This is a genomic window from Psychromicrobium silvestre, from assembly GCF_013408295.1.
Classification (GTDB): Bacteria; Actinomycetota; Actinomycetes; order Actinomycetales; family Micrococcaceae; genus Renibacterium; species Renibacterium silvestre.
Genome location: NZ_JACBYQ010000002.1, coordinates 863,584 through 878,325 on the forward strand (window position 1 = coordinate 863,584; position 14,742 = coordinate 878,325).

The 14,742-nt window shown below is 59.9% G+C and carries 17 protein-coding genes; 9 read left to right on the plus strand and 8 right to left on the minus strand.

Annotation, left to right across the window (positions count from 1 at the left end; translation table 11 throughout):
* Positions 1-74 precede the first annotated feature (74 nt).
* The 3 genes from FHU41_RS11980 (at position 75) to FHU41_RS11990 (ending at position 2,664) form a co-directional block, all read left to right on the plus strand.
* Positions 75-881, plus strand: a complete 807-nt coding sequence (locus FHU41_RS11980; protein WP_179390438.1) for a carbon-nitrogen hydrolase family protein — start codon at positions 75-77, stop codon at positions 879-881.
* Between the two features lie 189 nt (positions 882-1,070).
* Positions 1,071-2,066 carry an aldo/keto reductase gene (locus FHU41_RS11985; RefSeq protein ID WP_179389873.1) on the plus strand — a complete coding sequence of 332 codons (996 nt, stop codon included), beginning with the start codon at positions 1,071-1,073 and terminating at the stop codon, positions 2,064-2,066.
* Between the two features lie 7 nt (positions 2,067-2,073).
* The gene (locus FHU41_RS11990) at positions 2,074-2,664 is read left to right on the plus strand and encodes a TetR/AcrR family transcriptional regulator (protein WP_218847210.1); all 591 of its coding nucleotides are present in this window, start codon (positions 2,074-2,076) and stop codon (positions 2,662-2,664) included.
* A 61-nt stretch (positions 2,665-2,725) separates the two neighbouring features.
* Here the strand turns inward: FHU41_RS11990 and FHU41_RS11995 are convergent, their stop codons facing one another.
* Positions 2,726-4,591, minus strand: coding sequence for a hypothetical protein (locus FHU41_RS11995; protein WP_179389874.1), 1,866 nt, complete (start codon positions 4,589-4,591; stop codon positions 2,726-2,728).
* A 159-nt stretch (positions 4,592-4,750) separates the two neighbouring features.
* Here FHU41_RS11995 and FHU41_RS12000 point away from each other — a divergent pair, with 159 nt between their 5' ends.
* The 6 genes from FHU41_RS12000 to FHU41_RS15530 all read left to right on the plus strand — a co-directional run bounded on the left by FHU41_RS12000 (position 4,751) and on the right by FHU41_RS15530 (position 8,665).
* Complete coding sequence (locus tag FHU41_RS12000) at positions 4,751-5,170, plus strand: CoA-binding protein (protein ID WP_179389875.1); 420 nt, start codon at positions 4,751-4,753, stop codon at positions 5,168-5,170.
* Between the two features lie 63 nt (positions 5,171-5,233).
* Entirely contained in the window at positions 5,234-6,073 is an 840-nt protein-coding gene (locus FHU41_RS12005) for a polysaccharide deacetylase family protein (protein WP_246279607.1), read from the plus strand.
* A complete protein-coding gene (locus FHU41_RS12010) occupies positions 6,073-6,486 on the plus strand; it encodes an MmcQ/YjbR family DNA-binding protein (RefSeq protein WP_179389876.1) in 414 nt (137 codons plus the stop codon). Before FHU41_RS12005 ends, FHU41_RS12010 begins: the two co-directional genes overlap by 1 nt.
* Positions 6,479-7,012 (plus strand): DUF1990 domain-containing protein, encoded by a 534-nt coding sequence (locus FHU41_RS12015; RefSeq protein WP_179389877.1) that lies wholly within the window; start codon positions 6,479-6,481, stop codon positions 7,010-7,012. The genes FHU41_RS12010 and FHU41_RS12015 overlap by 8 nt, the downstream gene beginning before the upstream one ends.
* Positions 7,013-7,170: 158 nt before the next feature.
* Positions 7,171-8,577: an OFA family MFS transporter gene (locus FHU41_RS12020; RefSeq protein WP_179389878.1), complete on the plus strand. Its 1,407-nt coding sequence runs from the start codon at positions 7,171-7,173 to the stop codon at positions 8,575-8,577.
* The gene (locus FHU41_RS15530; RefSeq protein ID WP_425503305.1) at positions 8,558-8,665 is read left to right on the plus strand and encodes an MFS transporter small subunit; all 108 of its coding nucleotides are present in this window, start codon (positions 8,558-8,560) and stop codon (positions 8,663-8,665) included. Before FHU41_RS12020 ends, FHU41_RS15530 begins: the two co-directional genes overlap by 20 nt.
* 143 nt (positions 8,666-8,808) lie before the next feature.
* Here the strand turns inward: FHU41_RS15530 and purL are convergent, their stop codons facing one another.
* The 7 genes from purL to FHU41_RS12055 form a co-directional block, all read right to left on the minus strand.
* The gene (gene purL / locus FHU41_RS12025) at positions 8,809-11,106 is read right to left on the minus strand and encodes a phosphoribosylformylglycinamidine synthase subunit PurL (RefSeq protein WP_179389879.1); all 2,298 of its coding nucleotides are present in this window, start codon (positions 11,104-11,106) and stop codon (positions 8,809-8,811) included.
* A complete protein-coding gene (purQ, locus tag FHU41_RS12030) occupies positions 11,103-11,906 on the minus strand; it encodes a phosphoribosylformylglycinamidine synthase subunit PurQ (RefSeq protein ID WP_179389880.1) in 804 nt (267 codons plus the stop codon). Before purQ ends, purL begins: the two co-directional genes overlap by 4 nt.
* Positions 11,899-12,150: a phosphoribosylformylglycinamidine synthase subunit PurS gene (gene purS, locus FHU41_RS12035; protein WP_179389881.1), complete on the minus strand. Its 252-nt coding sequence runs from the start codon at positions 12,148-12,150 to the stop codon at positions 11,899-11,901. Before purS ends, purQ begins: the two co-directional genes overlap by 8 nt.
* A 154-nt stretch (positions 12,151-12,304) precedes the next feature.
* Positions 12,305-12,712 carry a hypothetical protein gene (locus FHU41_RS12040; protein ID WP_179389882.1) on the minus strand — a complete coding sequence of 136 codons (408 nt, stop codon included), beginning with the start codon at positions 12,710-12,712 and terminating at the stop codon, positions 12,305-12,307.
* Between the two features lie 8 nt (positions 12,713-12,720).
* Positions 12,721-13,179 carry a hypothetical protein gene (locus FHU41_RS12045; RefSeq protein WP_179389883.1) on the minus strand — a complete coding sequence of 153 codons (459 nt, stop codon included), beginning with the start codon at positions 13,177-13,179 and terminating at the stop codon, positions 12,721-12,723.
* Positions 13,180-13,297: 118 nt separating this feature from the next.
* A complete protein-coding gene (locus tag FHU41_RS12050; protein WP_179389884.1) occupies positions 13,298-13,786 on the minus strand; it encodes a serine protease inhibitor in 489 nt (162 codons plus the stop codon).
* 27 nt (positions 13,787-13,813) lie between these two features.
* Positions 13,814-14,737 (minus strand): 3-methyladenine DNA glycosylase, encoded by a 924-nt coding sequence (locus FHU41_RS12055; protein WP_179389885.1) that lies wholly within the window; start codon positions 14,735-14,737, stop codon positions 13,814-13,816.
* Positions 14,738-14,742 lie beyond the last annotated feature (5 nt).

Here is a 14,742-nt window from a genome sequence, read left to right on the forward strand (position 1 = left end):
ACCGAAGAGAACCCGGGCTTGTGGTTATCCTGGGTGCAGTAGCGTCAAGCATGGCTGAGAGAAGAGGTGACCAGATGAAGGTCAGCGTAGGGCAGTTCAATCCGGGTGGCGAGGTCGCCGAAAACATTGCGGTGATGCGCAGGCTTGCGGTGGAAGCCAAAGAAGCGGGCAGCGGGCTGGTCTTGTTCCCGGAAGAAGCCATGTTCTCAGTGGGTAAGGTAAGCTCCGATTTCCGTGCGGCGGTTGACGCTGGCTGGAGTATCTTTGTGCAGCAACTCTCCTTCCTGGCCGCCGAGCTGGAGATTGCAGTGATTGCCGGCGGCTATGAATCCAGCGGTGAGGAGCGCCCTTACAACACCTTGGTGGCGATTGGCTCCGATGGTGCCATTCTCGGTACCTACCGCAAGCTGCACCTCTACGATGCGTTCTCTTACCAGGAATCAAAGAGAATTTTGCCGGGCGACGGCGGGCTGACCGTGCTGCGAATAGGTGACCTCAATATCGGCATTATGACCTGCTACGACCTGCGCTTCCCGGAGCTGGCGCGGGCTCTAGCCGAACAAGACGTTGATCTGATGTGCGTGGCCGCCGCCTGGTTCAAGGGCGAACACAAGATCGATCACTGGGAGACCCTGCTCAAGGCGCGAGCGGTGGAAAATACTTGCTGGGTGGCTGCGGCGGGTACCACGAGTGAGCATTGCATCGGTCATTCGGTGATCCTCGACCCGATGGGGGTGCCCACTGCCTTCCTCAATGATGAACCGGAAGGTGTAGCGACCGCAGATGTCACGACCAAGCGGATTTCCGAGGTGCGTGAATTCTTGCCGGTGCTGAAGAATCGCCGGATTAAGTCCGTCCGAGAAATTGTCCCGGCACACTAGTCCCGATAGGTTCTCATCCGCGTCCCGAGTCGGATAAGTTCAGGCTTTCCAGGCCCCGGTACCGAGGTTCATTACCTCGATACCGGGGCTTCGTTTTCCCTAGAACATCAAATGACAGATATTGATTTATGTCATTTGATGTTCTAGGGTTGGTGTCACATCGCTTTCGACGATCTAGTAGGAGGACTCATGGAAACACGTCAATTAGGTACCATCGGACCGGTTGTTTCGGCCCTCAGCCTGGGCTGTATGGGTATGTCCGGAATGTACGGTCCCTCGGACCGAGCCGAATCCCTCGCCACCATCCATGCCGCTGTCGATGCGGGCGTGACCTTGCTGGATACCGGAGATTTCTATGGTTCCGGACACAACGAAATGCTGATCGGTGAGGCGCTCCGGGAGATTCCCCGAGAGCAGGTTCAGATCAGTGTGAAATTCGGCGGTCTGCGTGACCCTTCCGGTGGCTGGAGCGGTACCGATAATCGTCCGATGGCGGTCAAAAATTTCTTGGCTTACACGCTCCAGCGGTTGGGCACCGATCACATTGACATCTATCGACCTGCTCGCTTGGACCCGGCGGTACCGATCGAGGAGACCATCGGGGCGCTCGGCGAGTTGGTTCAGGCTGGCTACATTCGGCATATCGGGCTCTCCGAAGTAGGAGTGGACACCATTCGGCGGGCTGCCGCGGTACATCCAATAGCCGATCTGCAGATCGAATATTCCTTGATCTCCCGGGGTATTGAAGCGGCGATCTTGCCTGCTTTGCGGGAGCTGGGTATCGGTGTTACCGCCTACGGGGTGCTTTCTCGGGGCTTGCTTTCCGGGCATTGGAACGCTCAGCGGCCAACTTCGGGAGGTGACTTCAGGGCGTTCTCTCCTCGGTTCCAAGGAGGGAACCTGGAACACAATCTAGCTCTGGTCGAAACGCTTCGGTTGATCGCGGAGGCTCGCGGAACCACTGTTGCTCAGTTGGCTATTGCCTGGGTGGCAGCTCAGGGCGGCGATATTATCCCGGTGATTGGTGCCCGCACCCGCGAGCGGCTTCAGGAGTCACTCGCTTCCCAATTGGTGAGTCTCACTCCGGAAGATCTGGCAGCCATTGAGGCCGCGGTTCCCGCCGATGCGGCCGCGGGAAGCCGATACGATGAATCACAGATGGCCATATTGGACAGCGAGCGCTAGGAAGCAGATGATGGCGGACGGAATCTTGACCGAAGAGGCGATTCTGGCTGCGACCGAGGATGTTTTGCGTAAGTATGGTCCGGCTAAAGCCACCGTGGTGGATGTTGCTCGAGTGCTTGGAGTGAGCCACGGGAGTATCTATCGACATTTCCCGTCAAAATCGGCGCTGCGAGAGGCTGTGACAGCTCGGTGGCTGGATCAGGCTCACTCCGGTCTGGCCGAGATCGCTTCCTCCAACACCCCGGCGGCGGAACGGCTGGCCGCTTGGCTTCGTGCCCTGCACGAGGCCAAGCGGCACAAGGCTCTGGACGATCCCGAGCTGTTCCGCACCTATTCTGCCCTGGTGGAAGAGCAGAATGGGCAGGTGATTCAGGCACATTTGGCTGAATTGATCGGCCAACTGTCCCGTATCGTTGCCGACGGTCAGGACGCTGCGGAGTTCTCCGGAGGAGATGCGGCATCCCGGGGGCGGGCTATTTTCAATGCAACAGTGGTTTTCCACGCTCCCGTACATGCCTGGCAGTGGAACGATCCGGAAGTATCAGCTCAGCTAGATGCCGTGATCGAGGTGCTGTTGCGGGGCCTGACGCCACGTTGAGACTCGTCTAGGTTCGCCGCTCGTTGCCCATGCGCACCTTTTGTTCAGCGGATAGTCGGGCCTAGCCACGATGTTTTCCGAGCCTTCCCAGTTTTCGTCCGCGAGCCACCAAGAGCAGACTTATACCGCTGCCGATCAGCACAGCCGCCCCCAGAGCAAATCCTCCTTCCGCAGTGGTACCGGTGGCCGCAAGCTGAGGAGGTGCTTCAGGATGGGGCGCCAGCGGATTCGCCAACGGAATCGCTGCTTGAACTGGCACGGGCTTAGCGGCTGACACCGGAACTCGGGCGGGGGCCTGCGGGTGTTTCGGAACAACTACCTGAGGGGGCGCAGCCGGCGCGGTTTGCAGGCAGACGGTCTCGCTTGGTTCTCCGAAGTCATCGTGGAAGCTATTCACCGCTGCTGACTCCGGCAGAGTGGCAACTACGGTATAGCAGCCAACCTTGTTCAGACTCCCGAAATTCGCAGTTGCTCCGTCGGCTAGCGGAAGGGTTAGCTTGGTGAGGAGCGGACTTCCAGGAGGAACGTCCTTTGATTGCTCAGGCTGCACGGGCAAGGGCCCATACATGCTCAAGGTCACTTGAACGCCCCGCGTTGTCGGAGGAGCAGCAGCGACACTGAGCCGATCGACGATCTTACTTCCCACGGTGGCAAGGTGACCGGATAACTCGGTGGTCAGTACAGGAGACCAGCGAAGCAAGGTGGTTTCCGGCGCCAATCCGAACCTTCCACTCCAAGGCTTCAAATAATCGCGCGCGGAGGAAGGCCTAGCGCTCAAAGCATCGATCCGTTCCGTCCAGACGTAATAGCCTGGTGCACTGACCGCTAGCTCAGTGGTGCTGTATTGGCCGGTACCACTGATGTTGGTGCTCACGGTGCCGACTGTCGGAGCGCCGGAGGGAGCGACGGCTGCCTCCACTGGAGGTGTTTTGAAGGGGCCCCAGAGAGTTGAAACCACCGTGGCTTGGACCGGCTTACCCGTACCGGGATCCTGTAGCCACGGCCCAGCTGCCGTCGTCGAAATCACCAGATTGTCGTGTAACTTTCCCGGACCGCTCAGGCTCGCCGTCGAAGTTGTCGTCCGGACCACCGCCTGAAATGCGGTGGCTGCTGGCACTGTCAGACTGCCCGTCACTAGGCCGGTCACCGCCGAGGTGATCAAGCGCTGTTGACCAGCGGCAGCGGGCTGTAACCAGCGCAAAATGGGTAGCGGTGCGGCAGTGATCATGGCAGTCAAGCTGCCCTTCCCAAAGTCTGTTCGCTGGACGGGTACCAACTGGCTCTGGTTCGTGCTCAGCCAGTGGCTGGGGCCGCCCGAGAGCTTTAGCGAACCGCTGGTGGTGAGCTGAACAGCCAGACCTGGAGTCTGGACGCCGGTGGAGCTGAATACTTGCACCTCCGCCGCCCCGGGACGTACCAGCTTGGCGGTGACCCGATAGGGGCCTGCATAACGCAAGGCTTGGTCGGTCAAGGATCGACCCAAGGCCACCACCGAGGCAGGCAGCGCTGCCTCTGCGAGGATCTGAGCCATCCCCGGGCTGCCCCAGGCACGTCCGGAGGAACTCAGGGACCAGATGGCCAGTTGGACTGCGGCAGCGGTGGCATTGTCTTTGCTCTTTCCCCAACGCAATAACAAATAAGAAATTGCCGCGTTCTCATGCGCACTCAGGACGCTTCCATCGCTGCGCACGAAGCCACCCTGATGCCCATCCGTGTATTTGGCTTGAGCGTCTGGGGCACCTCTTTCGAAGTCGGTGCAGTAAACCAATAAGCCGTCACGATTTTGCTGCTGCCCGACCCAAAGCTTTGCTGAACCCATGCCTGCGCCCAGACGCCAGCCCGCCGAAACCGCTTCGGCGAGGGCTCCGGGGAGCAGAAGTGCGAGGGCGAGAATTGTCACGCCGCAAAGGCGGATGAAGAACTTCACAGGGGATCCTCCTGAGTAACTGAATGAGATGGAGTCATCACTGTGCCAAGACCCGGGAGGGCAGGAAAGAGAGGAACTCATCGATGTGAGGAAAGCTTTCAAAATCGACCCTTGGGGAGGAGAAGTGGGAGGAGCTAGAACTCGGCGTAGGCTAAGAGAATGAGCCATCTCAATGATCCGGAGACCATCAAAAAGTTGCTGAGTGCGCCCGGGCGCTGGGCCGTCGTCGGCCTCTCCACCAACATTCTTAGGCCCGCTTTCGAGGTCTCTAGATTTCTCCAAAAAAGGCTGGGAATGGAGATCATTCCGGTCAATCCCAGGGGGGAGGATGTTTACGGCGTCAAGGGTTACACCAGGCTCAGCGAGATTCCGGGGCAGATCGACGTGGTGGACTGTTTTGTGAACTCGGATCGAGTGGGTGCGATTGTGGACCAAGCCATCGAGTCCGGCGCGAAAGCCGTCTGGCTGCAACTTGGTGTTATCGACGAGCAAGCCGCCGAGCGGGCAAAAGCTGCCGGACTTGAAGTGGTGATGGACACCTGCCCAGCAATTGAGGCGCCATTGCTCGGTTTGGGCTGACTAGTCGGATAACCTGCTCTAAGGGGGAATCCTGTTCACCGCGCTTAGAGCGAGGATCCGCCCATGCCTCATCAGCTACCCCGGAAGACCAAGCCCTTCCGCTGGGCTCTTTTGCTGATCTGCGTCCTTCTCGTCACGGCCTCTGGCACGGACGGAATCCGGCACGAAACTCCGCTAGCTAATCGTTCGAAGGTGTCCGTGCCGAACCCCCAGACTTTTAACCCCTGGCCCAGTGAAGCACTCGAAGCGCCAAGGCCCCTAACCGCTGTCCCCGAGAGCTCGGGCAACCACGCTGGCTTCGAGTTGTTGCCTATCAGGAACGGCTTAGTGCCGGTATTGACTAAGATTCCCACCCGGCAGAAGGTCGTCTTTCTGACCATCGATGACGGAGCGTATAAGACAGCAGAAGAGGTCCTTCTGCTTAAGCGGGAAAACCTCAAAGCGACATTATTTTTGGCCTATCTCTTCATCGCCAACAACCCGGATTTCTTCAAAGCCATGCAGGCCAATGGCAGCGAAATCGAAAATCACACCGTCTCCCACCCCCTCAACCTGATCAGCCTTCCTTTCAAGGAGCAGAAGAAGGAGATCTGTGGCATGTCTGATTATGAGCGACAGAAGTACGGGCGCTCGCCGGTGTTTTTCAGGCCCCCCGGTGGTCCATACACGCAAGCGCTCCGGAAGGCTGCAGCTGAGTGTGGGATCAAGGCTATTATCGATTGGAACGTCGAAGTAATAGGCGGTTCGGTGAAATATCAGGAGGGGAAAACATTGCGTCCCGGCGACATTGTGCTGATGCACTTCCGCCGTGAGTTTTCCCGGGATCTGCGAGCTTTTCTGGCCGCGCAGAAAGCCGCTGGCCTGAAGGTAGTCTTGCTCGAAGATTTCCTCAAGGTGCATTGATGGACGTTCGGACACTACGTGAGATTTGTCTGGGGCTGCCCGGCGTATTTGAGGACTGGCCCTTCGGGCCGGATACCTCGGTAATGAAGATCAAGGCCCCAACAAGCGTTCCAGCCCGCCATGAGACCAAAATGTTTGCCCTGTTCCGGGCGGAGAGGTCTCCGCTTACTGTCAATCTCAAATGCGATCCGGCGCTAGCCGAACAACTGCGCGCCGCCCATCCGGAGATCATTCCCGGCTATCACATGAATAAAAAACACTGGAATACCATCGACTGCTCGGCAGGCTTGCCCGAAGAAATGATCCGGGATCTGATCGAGGATTCCTACGATTTGGTGGTATCCACCTTGTCCAAGGCTCAGCGGGAAGCGCTCGGCTGGCGTGGTCTGGTTGATCGGGGCAGCGATGACTGAAGATTTTGGCTACTCTCAGATTGGCTTGAGTCGATCCCTGCTGGAGAGCGGGATGGAGTCCTCGGAGAACTGGCCCGAAGGGTACCGTCGGGTCTTCCACCGTGTTCCGGTCGGACAGGGCGAGGAGGTTTTCTTAAGCCTGGCCGACGGCATTTTGAACTGGGGCATTCAGCGCGGCGCGGGACTCCGTCCACAGGCTGAAGGGCCGGCGCGGCCAGGCGTTCGTGTGGTCTGCGGCTTTGGTTGGGGGCCCTTCCGGCTTCCAACACCCTGCCGTGTCGTCTGGTCGGAGTTCGAGGATGCGCGGTTACGAGGCTTTGGCTACGGAACGTTACCGGGGCATCCTGCTCGCGGCGAGGAAGCCTTTGCCGCGGAACTGGGAGCCGATGGCACCGTCTATTTCTTGGTGTTGGCTTTCAGCAAGCCCGCTCCGGGAATCTACACATTCGGAGCGCCGGTGAGTCGGCTTATCCAGGGATTGGTCACGCGGCGGTACCTTCGGGCTGCCAAGGAACTGGCGAGCTAGAAGGTAAGGGGCGACGGCGGTTGGTCACCGTCGTTTGGCGGCGAGCCGCAAACTCGCACCTGATATGGTGGTGCCCAGCTTGAGCAAAGGCATGTAATCCAGGGCGATGGAAGAAGTTTGTAGCCGTAGCCGCATGGGGGAGTCGAGGGAGACTGCACATGAAATGGTTAGCGCGAGACCGCACCATCGCAAAACCCGGCTTTAATCGGTGGCTCATCCCACCCGCCGCGCTCGCAGTACATTTATGCATCGGGCAGGTCTATGCGACGAGCGTTTACAAGACCTCCTTGGTCAACTATTTTGCGGTTAGTCAGACCCAAATAGGCGTGATCTTTTCCATTGCGATTGTAATGCTGGGCTTATCGGCCGCGGTGATGGGGACCTGGGTGGACCGCAATGGGCCACGAATGGCGATGTTCACCGCAGCTTGTTTTTGGGCCGCCGGGTTCTTGATCGGGGCAGCGGGAATCTTCAGCAAGCAACTGTGGCTGGTCTACCTTGGCTACGGTGTGATCGGTGGAATCGGCTTGGGAATCGGCTATATCTCACCGGTCTCCACCCTAATCAAGTGGTTTCCGGACCGGCCGGGGCTTGCGACCGGAATGGCGATTATGGGTTTTGGCGGCGGTGCCCTGATCGCGAGCCCACTCTCCACCGCGCTTATGCGTTGGTTTGATCCCGGCTCAGGTTCCGCCGCCTGGGTGCCCAGTGGGGACGCCGTCGGCAAGCTTTTCCTTGTGCTGGGGCTGATCTATCTGGTGTACATGATGGCGGGTGCTTTTACTGTTCGGGTGCCCCCTCCCGGCTGGGCGCCACGAGGGTTCAACCCGGATTCGATCCGCAGCAAACCCTTGGTGACCACTGCATCGGTGAGCGCAAACAACGCTATTCGTACCCCGCAATTCTGGCTCCTCTGGGTGGTGCTTTTCTGCAATGTAACCGCGGGAATTGGCATCTTGGAGCAGGCAGCCCCGATGATTCAAGATTTCTTTAGGCAGAGCAATGGCGCATCATTGGTGGCGGGAGCTGCAGCCGCAGGCTTTGTTGGGCTGCTTTCGATCGGAAATATGTTGGGCAGATTTGCTTGGTCCAGTACCTCCGATCTCATCGGGCGAAAACCTATCTACATGATGTATCTGGGCGTGGGCGCGGTGGTGTATCTGGTGCTGGCGTTCCTGGGTAGCTCCAGCACCGTCATGTACGTGATCCTGGCGCTGATTATTCTGAGTTTCTACGGTGGCGGATTTGCCACTGTTCCCGCCTACTTAAGGGATCTCTTTGGCGCCTTCCAGGTCGGCGCCATCCACGGCAGGCTGCTGACCGCCTGGTCCGCCGCGGGTGTGGCCGGGCCACTGATTGTCAATGGCATTCTGGATGCGCAGGGGAAGCCTGGCACACTGAATGCTCATAATTATCAACCGGCACTGCTGACCATGGTGGTGCTTTTGGTGATCGGCTTTGTCGCGAATCTCCTGGTTCGCCCGGTCAACGCGAAATTCCACGAAAAGATCTCGGCGGACGCGAAGGTCCTGAAAGGCGCGAGCGATGAAAGTAACAACTCTTAGAGTCACGCTAGCCTGGCTGCTGGTGGGGGTGCCCTTGGCCTACGGCGTCTGGCAAACACTGCTCCGAGTAGCCGACCTGTTTCGCTAGCGCCGCGCCCACCCGTCAACCCGCGCCCCGCCGACCCGCGCTGAGTTCGTGCCTAAGTCTCGAATTCGCCTGTGTTAACGGGCGAATTCGAGACCGAAGAGCGAACTCGACAAGGAACGGAAGCGGGGGCGCGGCAGGGAGTGCTAGCCGAAGTACTTCGGCAGGGTCCCTTCATGCGCCTCGCTCAGCTCGGCCAGAGTCAGAGTGAAGGCGCCCTGTACTTCCAGCGCCTCGGAGGCTGCATCAACCACGCCGATCCGCAGGTGCTCAAAGCCACGCGCGGAGCACATGTCATTGAACCGAACCTCTTCGGAACGCGGCACCGAGACCAGCGCGCGGGCCTGAGATTCCGAGAACAGCGCCTCGAAGACGGAAACTCCGTCCCGCGCGGCCAACTCATCCAGGCCCACCCTGGCGCCCACGCCGAAGCGCAGCGAAGCCTCCACCAGAGCGGCAGCAAGGCCGCCCTCGGAAAGGTCATGTGCGGCGTCAACCATGCCATCACGGGAGGCATTGATCAGGATCTCAGCCAAAGCCTTCTCCTGGGCCAGGTCCACCACAGGAGGCTTACCGCCGAGGTGTCCGCGCAGGTTAGCCCATTCTGAGCCATCAAGTTCGGCCCGAGTCACGCCCAGCAGATAAATCGCTTGGCCGTCTTCGCGCCAGCCCGACGGCGTGCGTCGAGCGACGTCGTCGAAGACGCCCAGCACGCCCACCACGGGGGTCGGGTGAATCGCCACACCGCCGGTCTGGTTATACAACGAGACATTGCCACCAGTCACCGGCACACCCAGCTCCTGGCAAGCATCCGCCAGACCGGTCACCGACTCGGCAAACTGCCACATCACCTCGGGGTCCTCTGGGGAGCCGAAGTTCAAACAATCCGTGACGGCGAGCGGCCGCGCTCCGGAAGTGGCCACATTCCGGTACGCCTCGGCCAAAGCCAGCCGGGCGCCGTCGTACGGGTTCAGATAGCAGTAGCGGCCGTTGGCATCGGTAGCCAGGGCCACGCCCAGCCCGGTCTCTTCATCCACCCGGATCACACCGGCATCATCCGGCATAGCCTGCGCGGTATTGCCCTGCACGTAGCGGTCGTATTGGTCGGTGACCCAGGACTTCGAAGCCATATTCGGCGAAGAAATGAGTTCGACGACGGCAGCCCCCAGATCGGTGGGCAGCTCGGCTTTCTCGGAGGCCAGGAAGGAATCGGCCTGCACGCCGTCGAGCCACTCCGGGCGGTGGAAGGGCCGGTTGTAGACCGGGCCGTCGTGGGCCACGGTGCGCGGATCGACGTCAACAATCGTCTCGCCGTCCCAGTCGATAATGAGTCGCCCGGTGTCGGTGACCTCGCCCAGCCAGGAGTATTCGACGTCCCATTTCGCCATCACGGCTTCGAAAGCCGCGACGTTCTCCGGGGTGACCACGGCCATCATGCGTTCCTGAGATTCGCTCATCAGGATTTCGCCCGGAGTCAGGGTGGGGTCACGCAGCAGCACTGAGGTGAGTTCGACGTGCATGCCGCCCTCGCCGTTGGAGGCCAGCTCAGAGGTGGCGCACGAAATGCCGGCCGCGCCCAGGTCCTGAATACCGTCCACAATCGAGGCCTTGAACAGTTCTAGGCAGCACTCGATCAGAACCTTTTCCGCGAAGGGATCGCCCACCTGCACGGCCGGTCGCTTTGAGGGTTTGGTGGAATCGAAGGATTCCGAGGCCAGCACGGAAGCGCCGCCAATGCCGTCGCCACCGGTGCGTGCGCCGAAGAGCACCACGCGGTTGCCCACGCCGGAAGCATTCGCCAGCCGGATATCCTCGTGTCGCAGCACGCCAACTGCCAGCGCATTGACCAGCGGATTGCCCTGGTAAACGGAGTCGAAGACGACCTCGCCGCCGATGTTCGGCAAGCCGAGCGAGTTGCCGTAGCCGCCGATGCCGGAGACGATGCCGTGCACCAGTCGGGCGGTGTCCGGGTGGTCGATAGCGCCGAAGCGTAGCGGGTCCATCACGGCAACCGGACGGGCGCCCATCGAGATGATGTCCCGGACGATGCCGCCGATGCCGGTGGCTGCGCCCTGGTAGGGCTCCACGAAGGAGGGGTGATTATGCGATTCGACCTTGAAGGTGACCGCCCAACCATCGCCAATATCCACCACACCGGCGTTCTCGCCGATGCCAACCAGCAGGTGTTCCTTCATCTCCTCGGTGACCTTGTCACCGAACTGGCGCAAGTGCACCTTTGAGGACTTGTAGGAGCAGTGTTCGCTCCACATCACCGAATACATCGCCAGCTCGGCGGCGGTGGGGCGGCGGTCTAGGATCTCCTTGATCCGGGTAAATTCATTGTCCTTCAGGCCCAATTCGGCCCAGGGCAGCTCGGTCTCCGGGGTGGAGGCAGCATTGGCTACGGTATCGATATTGAAGTTGGTCTTGGCGGTAGAAGTCACGCTTTAGCCCCTGCAAGGATCGTATTGAGAACGGAAGTGAAGAAACCGGCTCCGTCGGTGCCGGTGTGCGGGCCTGCTTCGGAAAACGGTCCGAAACCGGTCTCCACGGCATGCTCCGGATGCGGCATCAGACCGACCACATTGCCCGCGGCGTTGGAGATTCCGGCGATGTCCCGGCGCGAGCCATTGGGGTTCACGCTGACGTAGCGGAACACCACGCGACCCTCGGCCTCCAGAGCGTCGAGAGTCTTCTCGTCCGCGATGTATTGGCCGTCCTGGTTTTTCAGCGGAATGGTGATGTCCTGACCCGCGCTGTAGTCGTTGGTCCAGGCGGTTGAAGCATTCTCTACCCGCAGGGTCTGGTCCCGACAGATGAACTTCAAATGATCGTTTTTGACCATCGAGCCCGGCAGTAGATGAGATTCGGTCAGGATCTGGAAGCCGTTGCAGATACCCAGCACGGGAAGCTTGGCATTCGAGTTCGCGGCGTCGATTACCTTGGCCATCAGTGGGGCAAAACGCGAAATGGCACCCGCGCGCAGGTAATCTCCGTAGGAGAAGCCGCCCGGGATGACGATGGCGTCAACATCCTTGAGATCCTCATCGGCATGCCAGAGTTCGACGGCGGTCGCCCCGGAGAGGCGGACGGCACGGGCTGCGTCTCGGTCGTCCAAGGTGCCGGGGAAGGTGACCACGCCAACCCGCGCAGCGGACAAATCAGCAGCGGACAAATCAGCAGCGGACAAATCAGCAGCGGACAAATCAGCAGCGGACAAATCTACTGCGGAAACCTCAGTCATTGACGAGCTCCACGTTCACCACATCTTCGATAACCGGGTTCGAGAGCAGTGTTTCGGCGGCTTCGCGGGCCTTGGCCATGACCGCTTCGGTGATTTCGCCGTCGACGGTCAACTCGAAACGCTTGCCTTGGCGAACGCCGCTGAATTCGGTAAAGCCCAGCCGGGGGAGTGCCCCAACAATGGCTTTACCCTGCGGATCGAGGATTTCGGGCTTGGGCATGACATCGACAACGATCCGGGGCATCCGGGAACTCCTGTTTTCTCAAGGAAGGGAGGGTCGCGGAGGCTGCTAGGCAGCAGCAAAACGGTGCCGTCTCACGCCACTCTTCCGGTTAAAGATAAGTAGCGCTCCGCGAGCTTGCAACACCATTCTACCGGGCATTTGCACTGGAACATTCTTAGCCGAGCATGAGTGCATTCGGATCGTCGGGACTGACCCGAAAAGGGAACATGGCACCCGGTTGCCAGCCTGGCAGGGCACTGAGCGCGATCATGGTTCGGTAGTTCGATCGATAGGGTGCCTGATTCGGGAACCTCAGCTCCAGTTCGACCGTATAGATCGGGGTGCCGTCCGGAGCTTGGCTGGTCTGGTTCAGAGAGATCACGGTGCCATTGCCCTGGATCATGCTCGCGTAGAGCGTCAGGTTTTTGAAGGGGTTCGCTTCGGAGACGCCATAGGCTTCGGGGGTATTGCTGAATTGCTCCGCCAGGTCTGCGGATTGACGGAGGTTTTCCCGCCAATCCGTTCTTTCCCGCTGTCGCATTCCCGCATCAGCCAGACGGAAAAAATCCCTCAAAACACCCATCGGAGCTCCTAACTGGTGAGCGCGATGCTCTTCGGGTCCGCGGGATCGACCTTGACCTCGTGCGTAGTCCCCACCGCGTAATTTGCGAGGAACTGAGCAGGAACCATCTCCCGCTTGCGCACCGTATACGGCTCGGCGCCGGGAAGGGTGACCTGAACTTCCAGCTCATACCAGGGGTTTCCGGCGGTGCGATCCCCGGTGTCCACTAAGTCCGTGACCACCGAGCTTCCGGTGGCTCCAATCGCAATGATCCGGTTGAGTTCCTGCCCGTAGGCATTCAGCACATCGTGGTCTGCCTGCATTTGGCCGGAGACCTGCCCCGCGTTGGCCATGGTGACGGCGCTGCCATCGGTGTAACCAGCATCGCGCAGGTGCTGACCGGCTAATTCCTGAGCCGCCTTCGCCTGCGCTGCCCAGTCGTCGGTTCCGCCGCCGAAGGCGTTCTTGGCTCGATCGAACAGTCCCATGATGCTCCTTGCCGTCTCTGAATCTCCGCATGGCTTGATTTAGTTCAACATTGAAATGTTTTCACTATGCTAATCATGGCAGCGAAGCAGGAGCTGGGCAAGACCTTTTCGGACCGGATTACAGCTTGCCATCCGCAGCATCCGAACCAAAGAGTGGTGCCAACTGATTCCACTCGGCGATGGCGCAACCGTCGTGTTGATCAAAGGTCTTCTCCACCACGGAGCCATGAAAAGTTCCGCTGACCTTGGCTGTCTGCGGTCCACCCATTTGCATGGTGCACGACTGCGGGGTGATAGGTGCCTGGAAAATTCCCGGTCCGGCTTTTTCGAGGGCAGCGCAGGCCGCATCGGCTAGCTTCACCGTCGAGCCGTCGAGGGACTTTGCCCCGGTACAGTTCAAAACGCTTGATGAAGAGTTGGATTCTGGAGTGGCTTTGACCTCGATAGTAAGGGAGGTCTCGCTGGCGCTCGCCGGTGGGTTGGAGGTCGAACTCGGGGTATTGGAGTTCGACGATGGGGCACACGAAACCAAGAACAATGCCAAGAGGGCCAGCAGCGTCAGCACCAACGGTGAGGCCGGTACCGATGGGGTTCGTCGTCTAGCCATCAGAGGCTCCCTTCGGATGTTCCCAGCCTAAGCCCGAGCCGCCCGCTCCGGTAGCCGGGACCGCAGATCGTGCAGCAACCGTGACCGCAGCTCGGCAGACTCCTGGCTAAAGCCACGCTGCAAGCCGACGTATTCAGCCTTGCCTTCCGGGGTTTCGATTTTGATCGGCGAATACCCCCACTCGGCCAAAGCATAGGGCGAGGCTTGCATATCCATGGCCCTGATCCGCCAAGACAGTTCGAAGGCGTCCATCAACAACTCGCTGGGAAGCAGCGGCAGCAATTTGTAAGTCCATTTATAGAGGTCCATATTGGCATGCAGGCAGCCGGGTTGTTCCAGGTCCCGCTGATTCTCCCGGCTCGGCTGCAATTCATTGAGCGGGATTGCCTCCGGGGTATAAAAACGGAAAGCGTCAAAGTGCGAGCAGCGCACGCGGTTGCTCTCCACCACTTGATCCGTGGCGGCGGCTCCCAAGCGTAAATCCAGATAATCGTGCCGCACTCCGTTCGATGCGCTGCGGTAAACCATGGCCCACTCGTGCAGGCCGAAACAGCCGAATTGGGCTGGTCGGCTCGCGGTTTTTGCCAGGATGAGTAGGGCAAAGTCGACGGCGGCGCTCCGGTCGGCGAGGAAACCTTCGGTGTCGACGGCGACCCCTGGCTCAGTCGGGCTCAGCGCCAAAGCTGCCCGCTCGCCGTCGGACACCGAACGGTAATGCTTCCACTTCAGCCGCTCCAGCGCCGCCTCGCCGAGCAGAACCACGGCACTGCCAGGGTGCCAACGGCGCAACTGCCCCGGTTTGAGGGTGTAATAGGTGAACAGGAAGTCCTCTACCGGGTGCGGCTTCGCGGCCGAGCGCCGCCGTAAATAGGGTTCCGCATAACGATCCACTCGAGCCTCATGGGCCCGGGCAAGCGGTAGCCATTCGGCTTCACTCAGAACTCGGACCATACTCC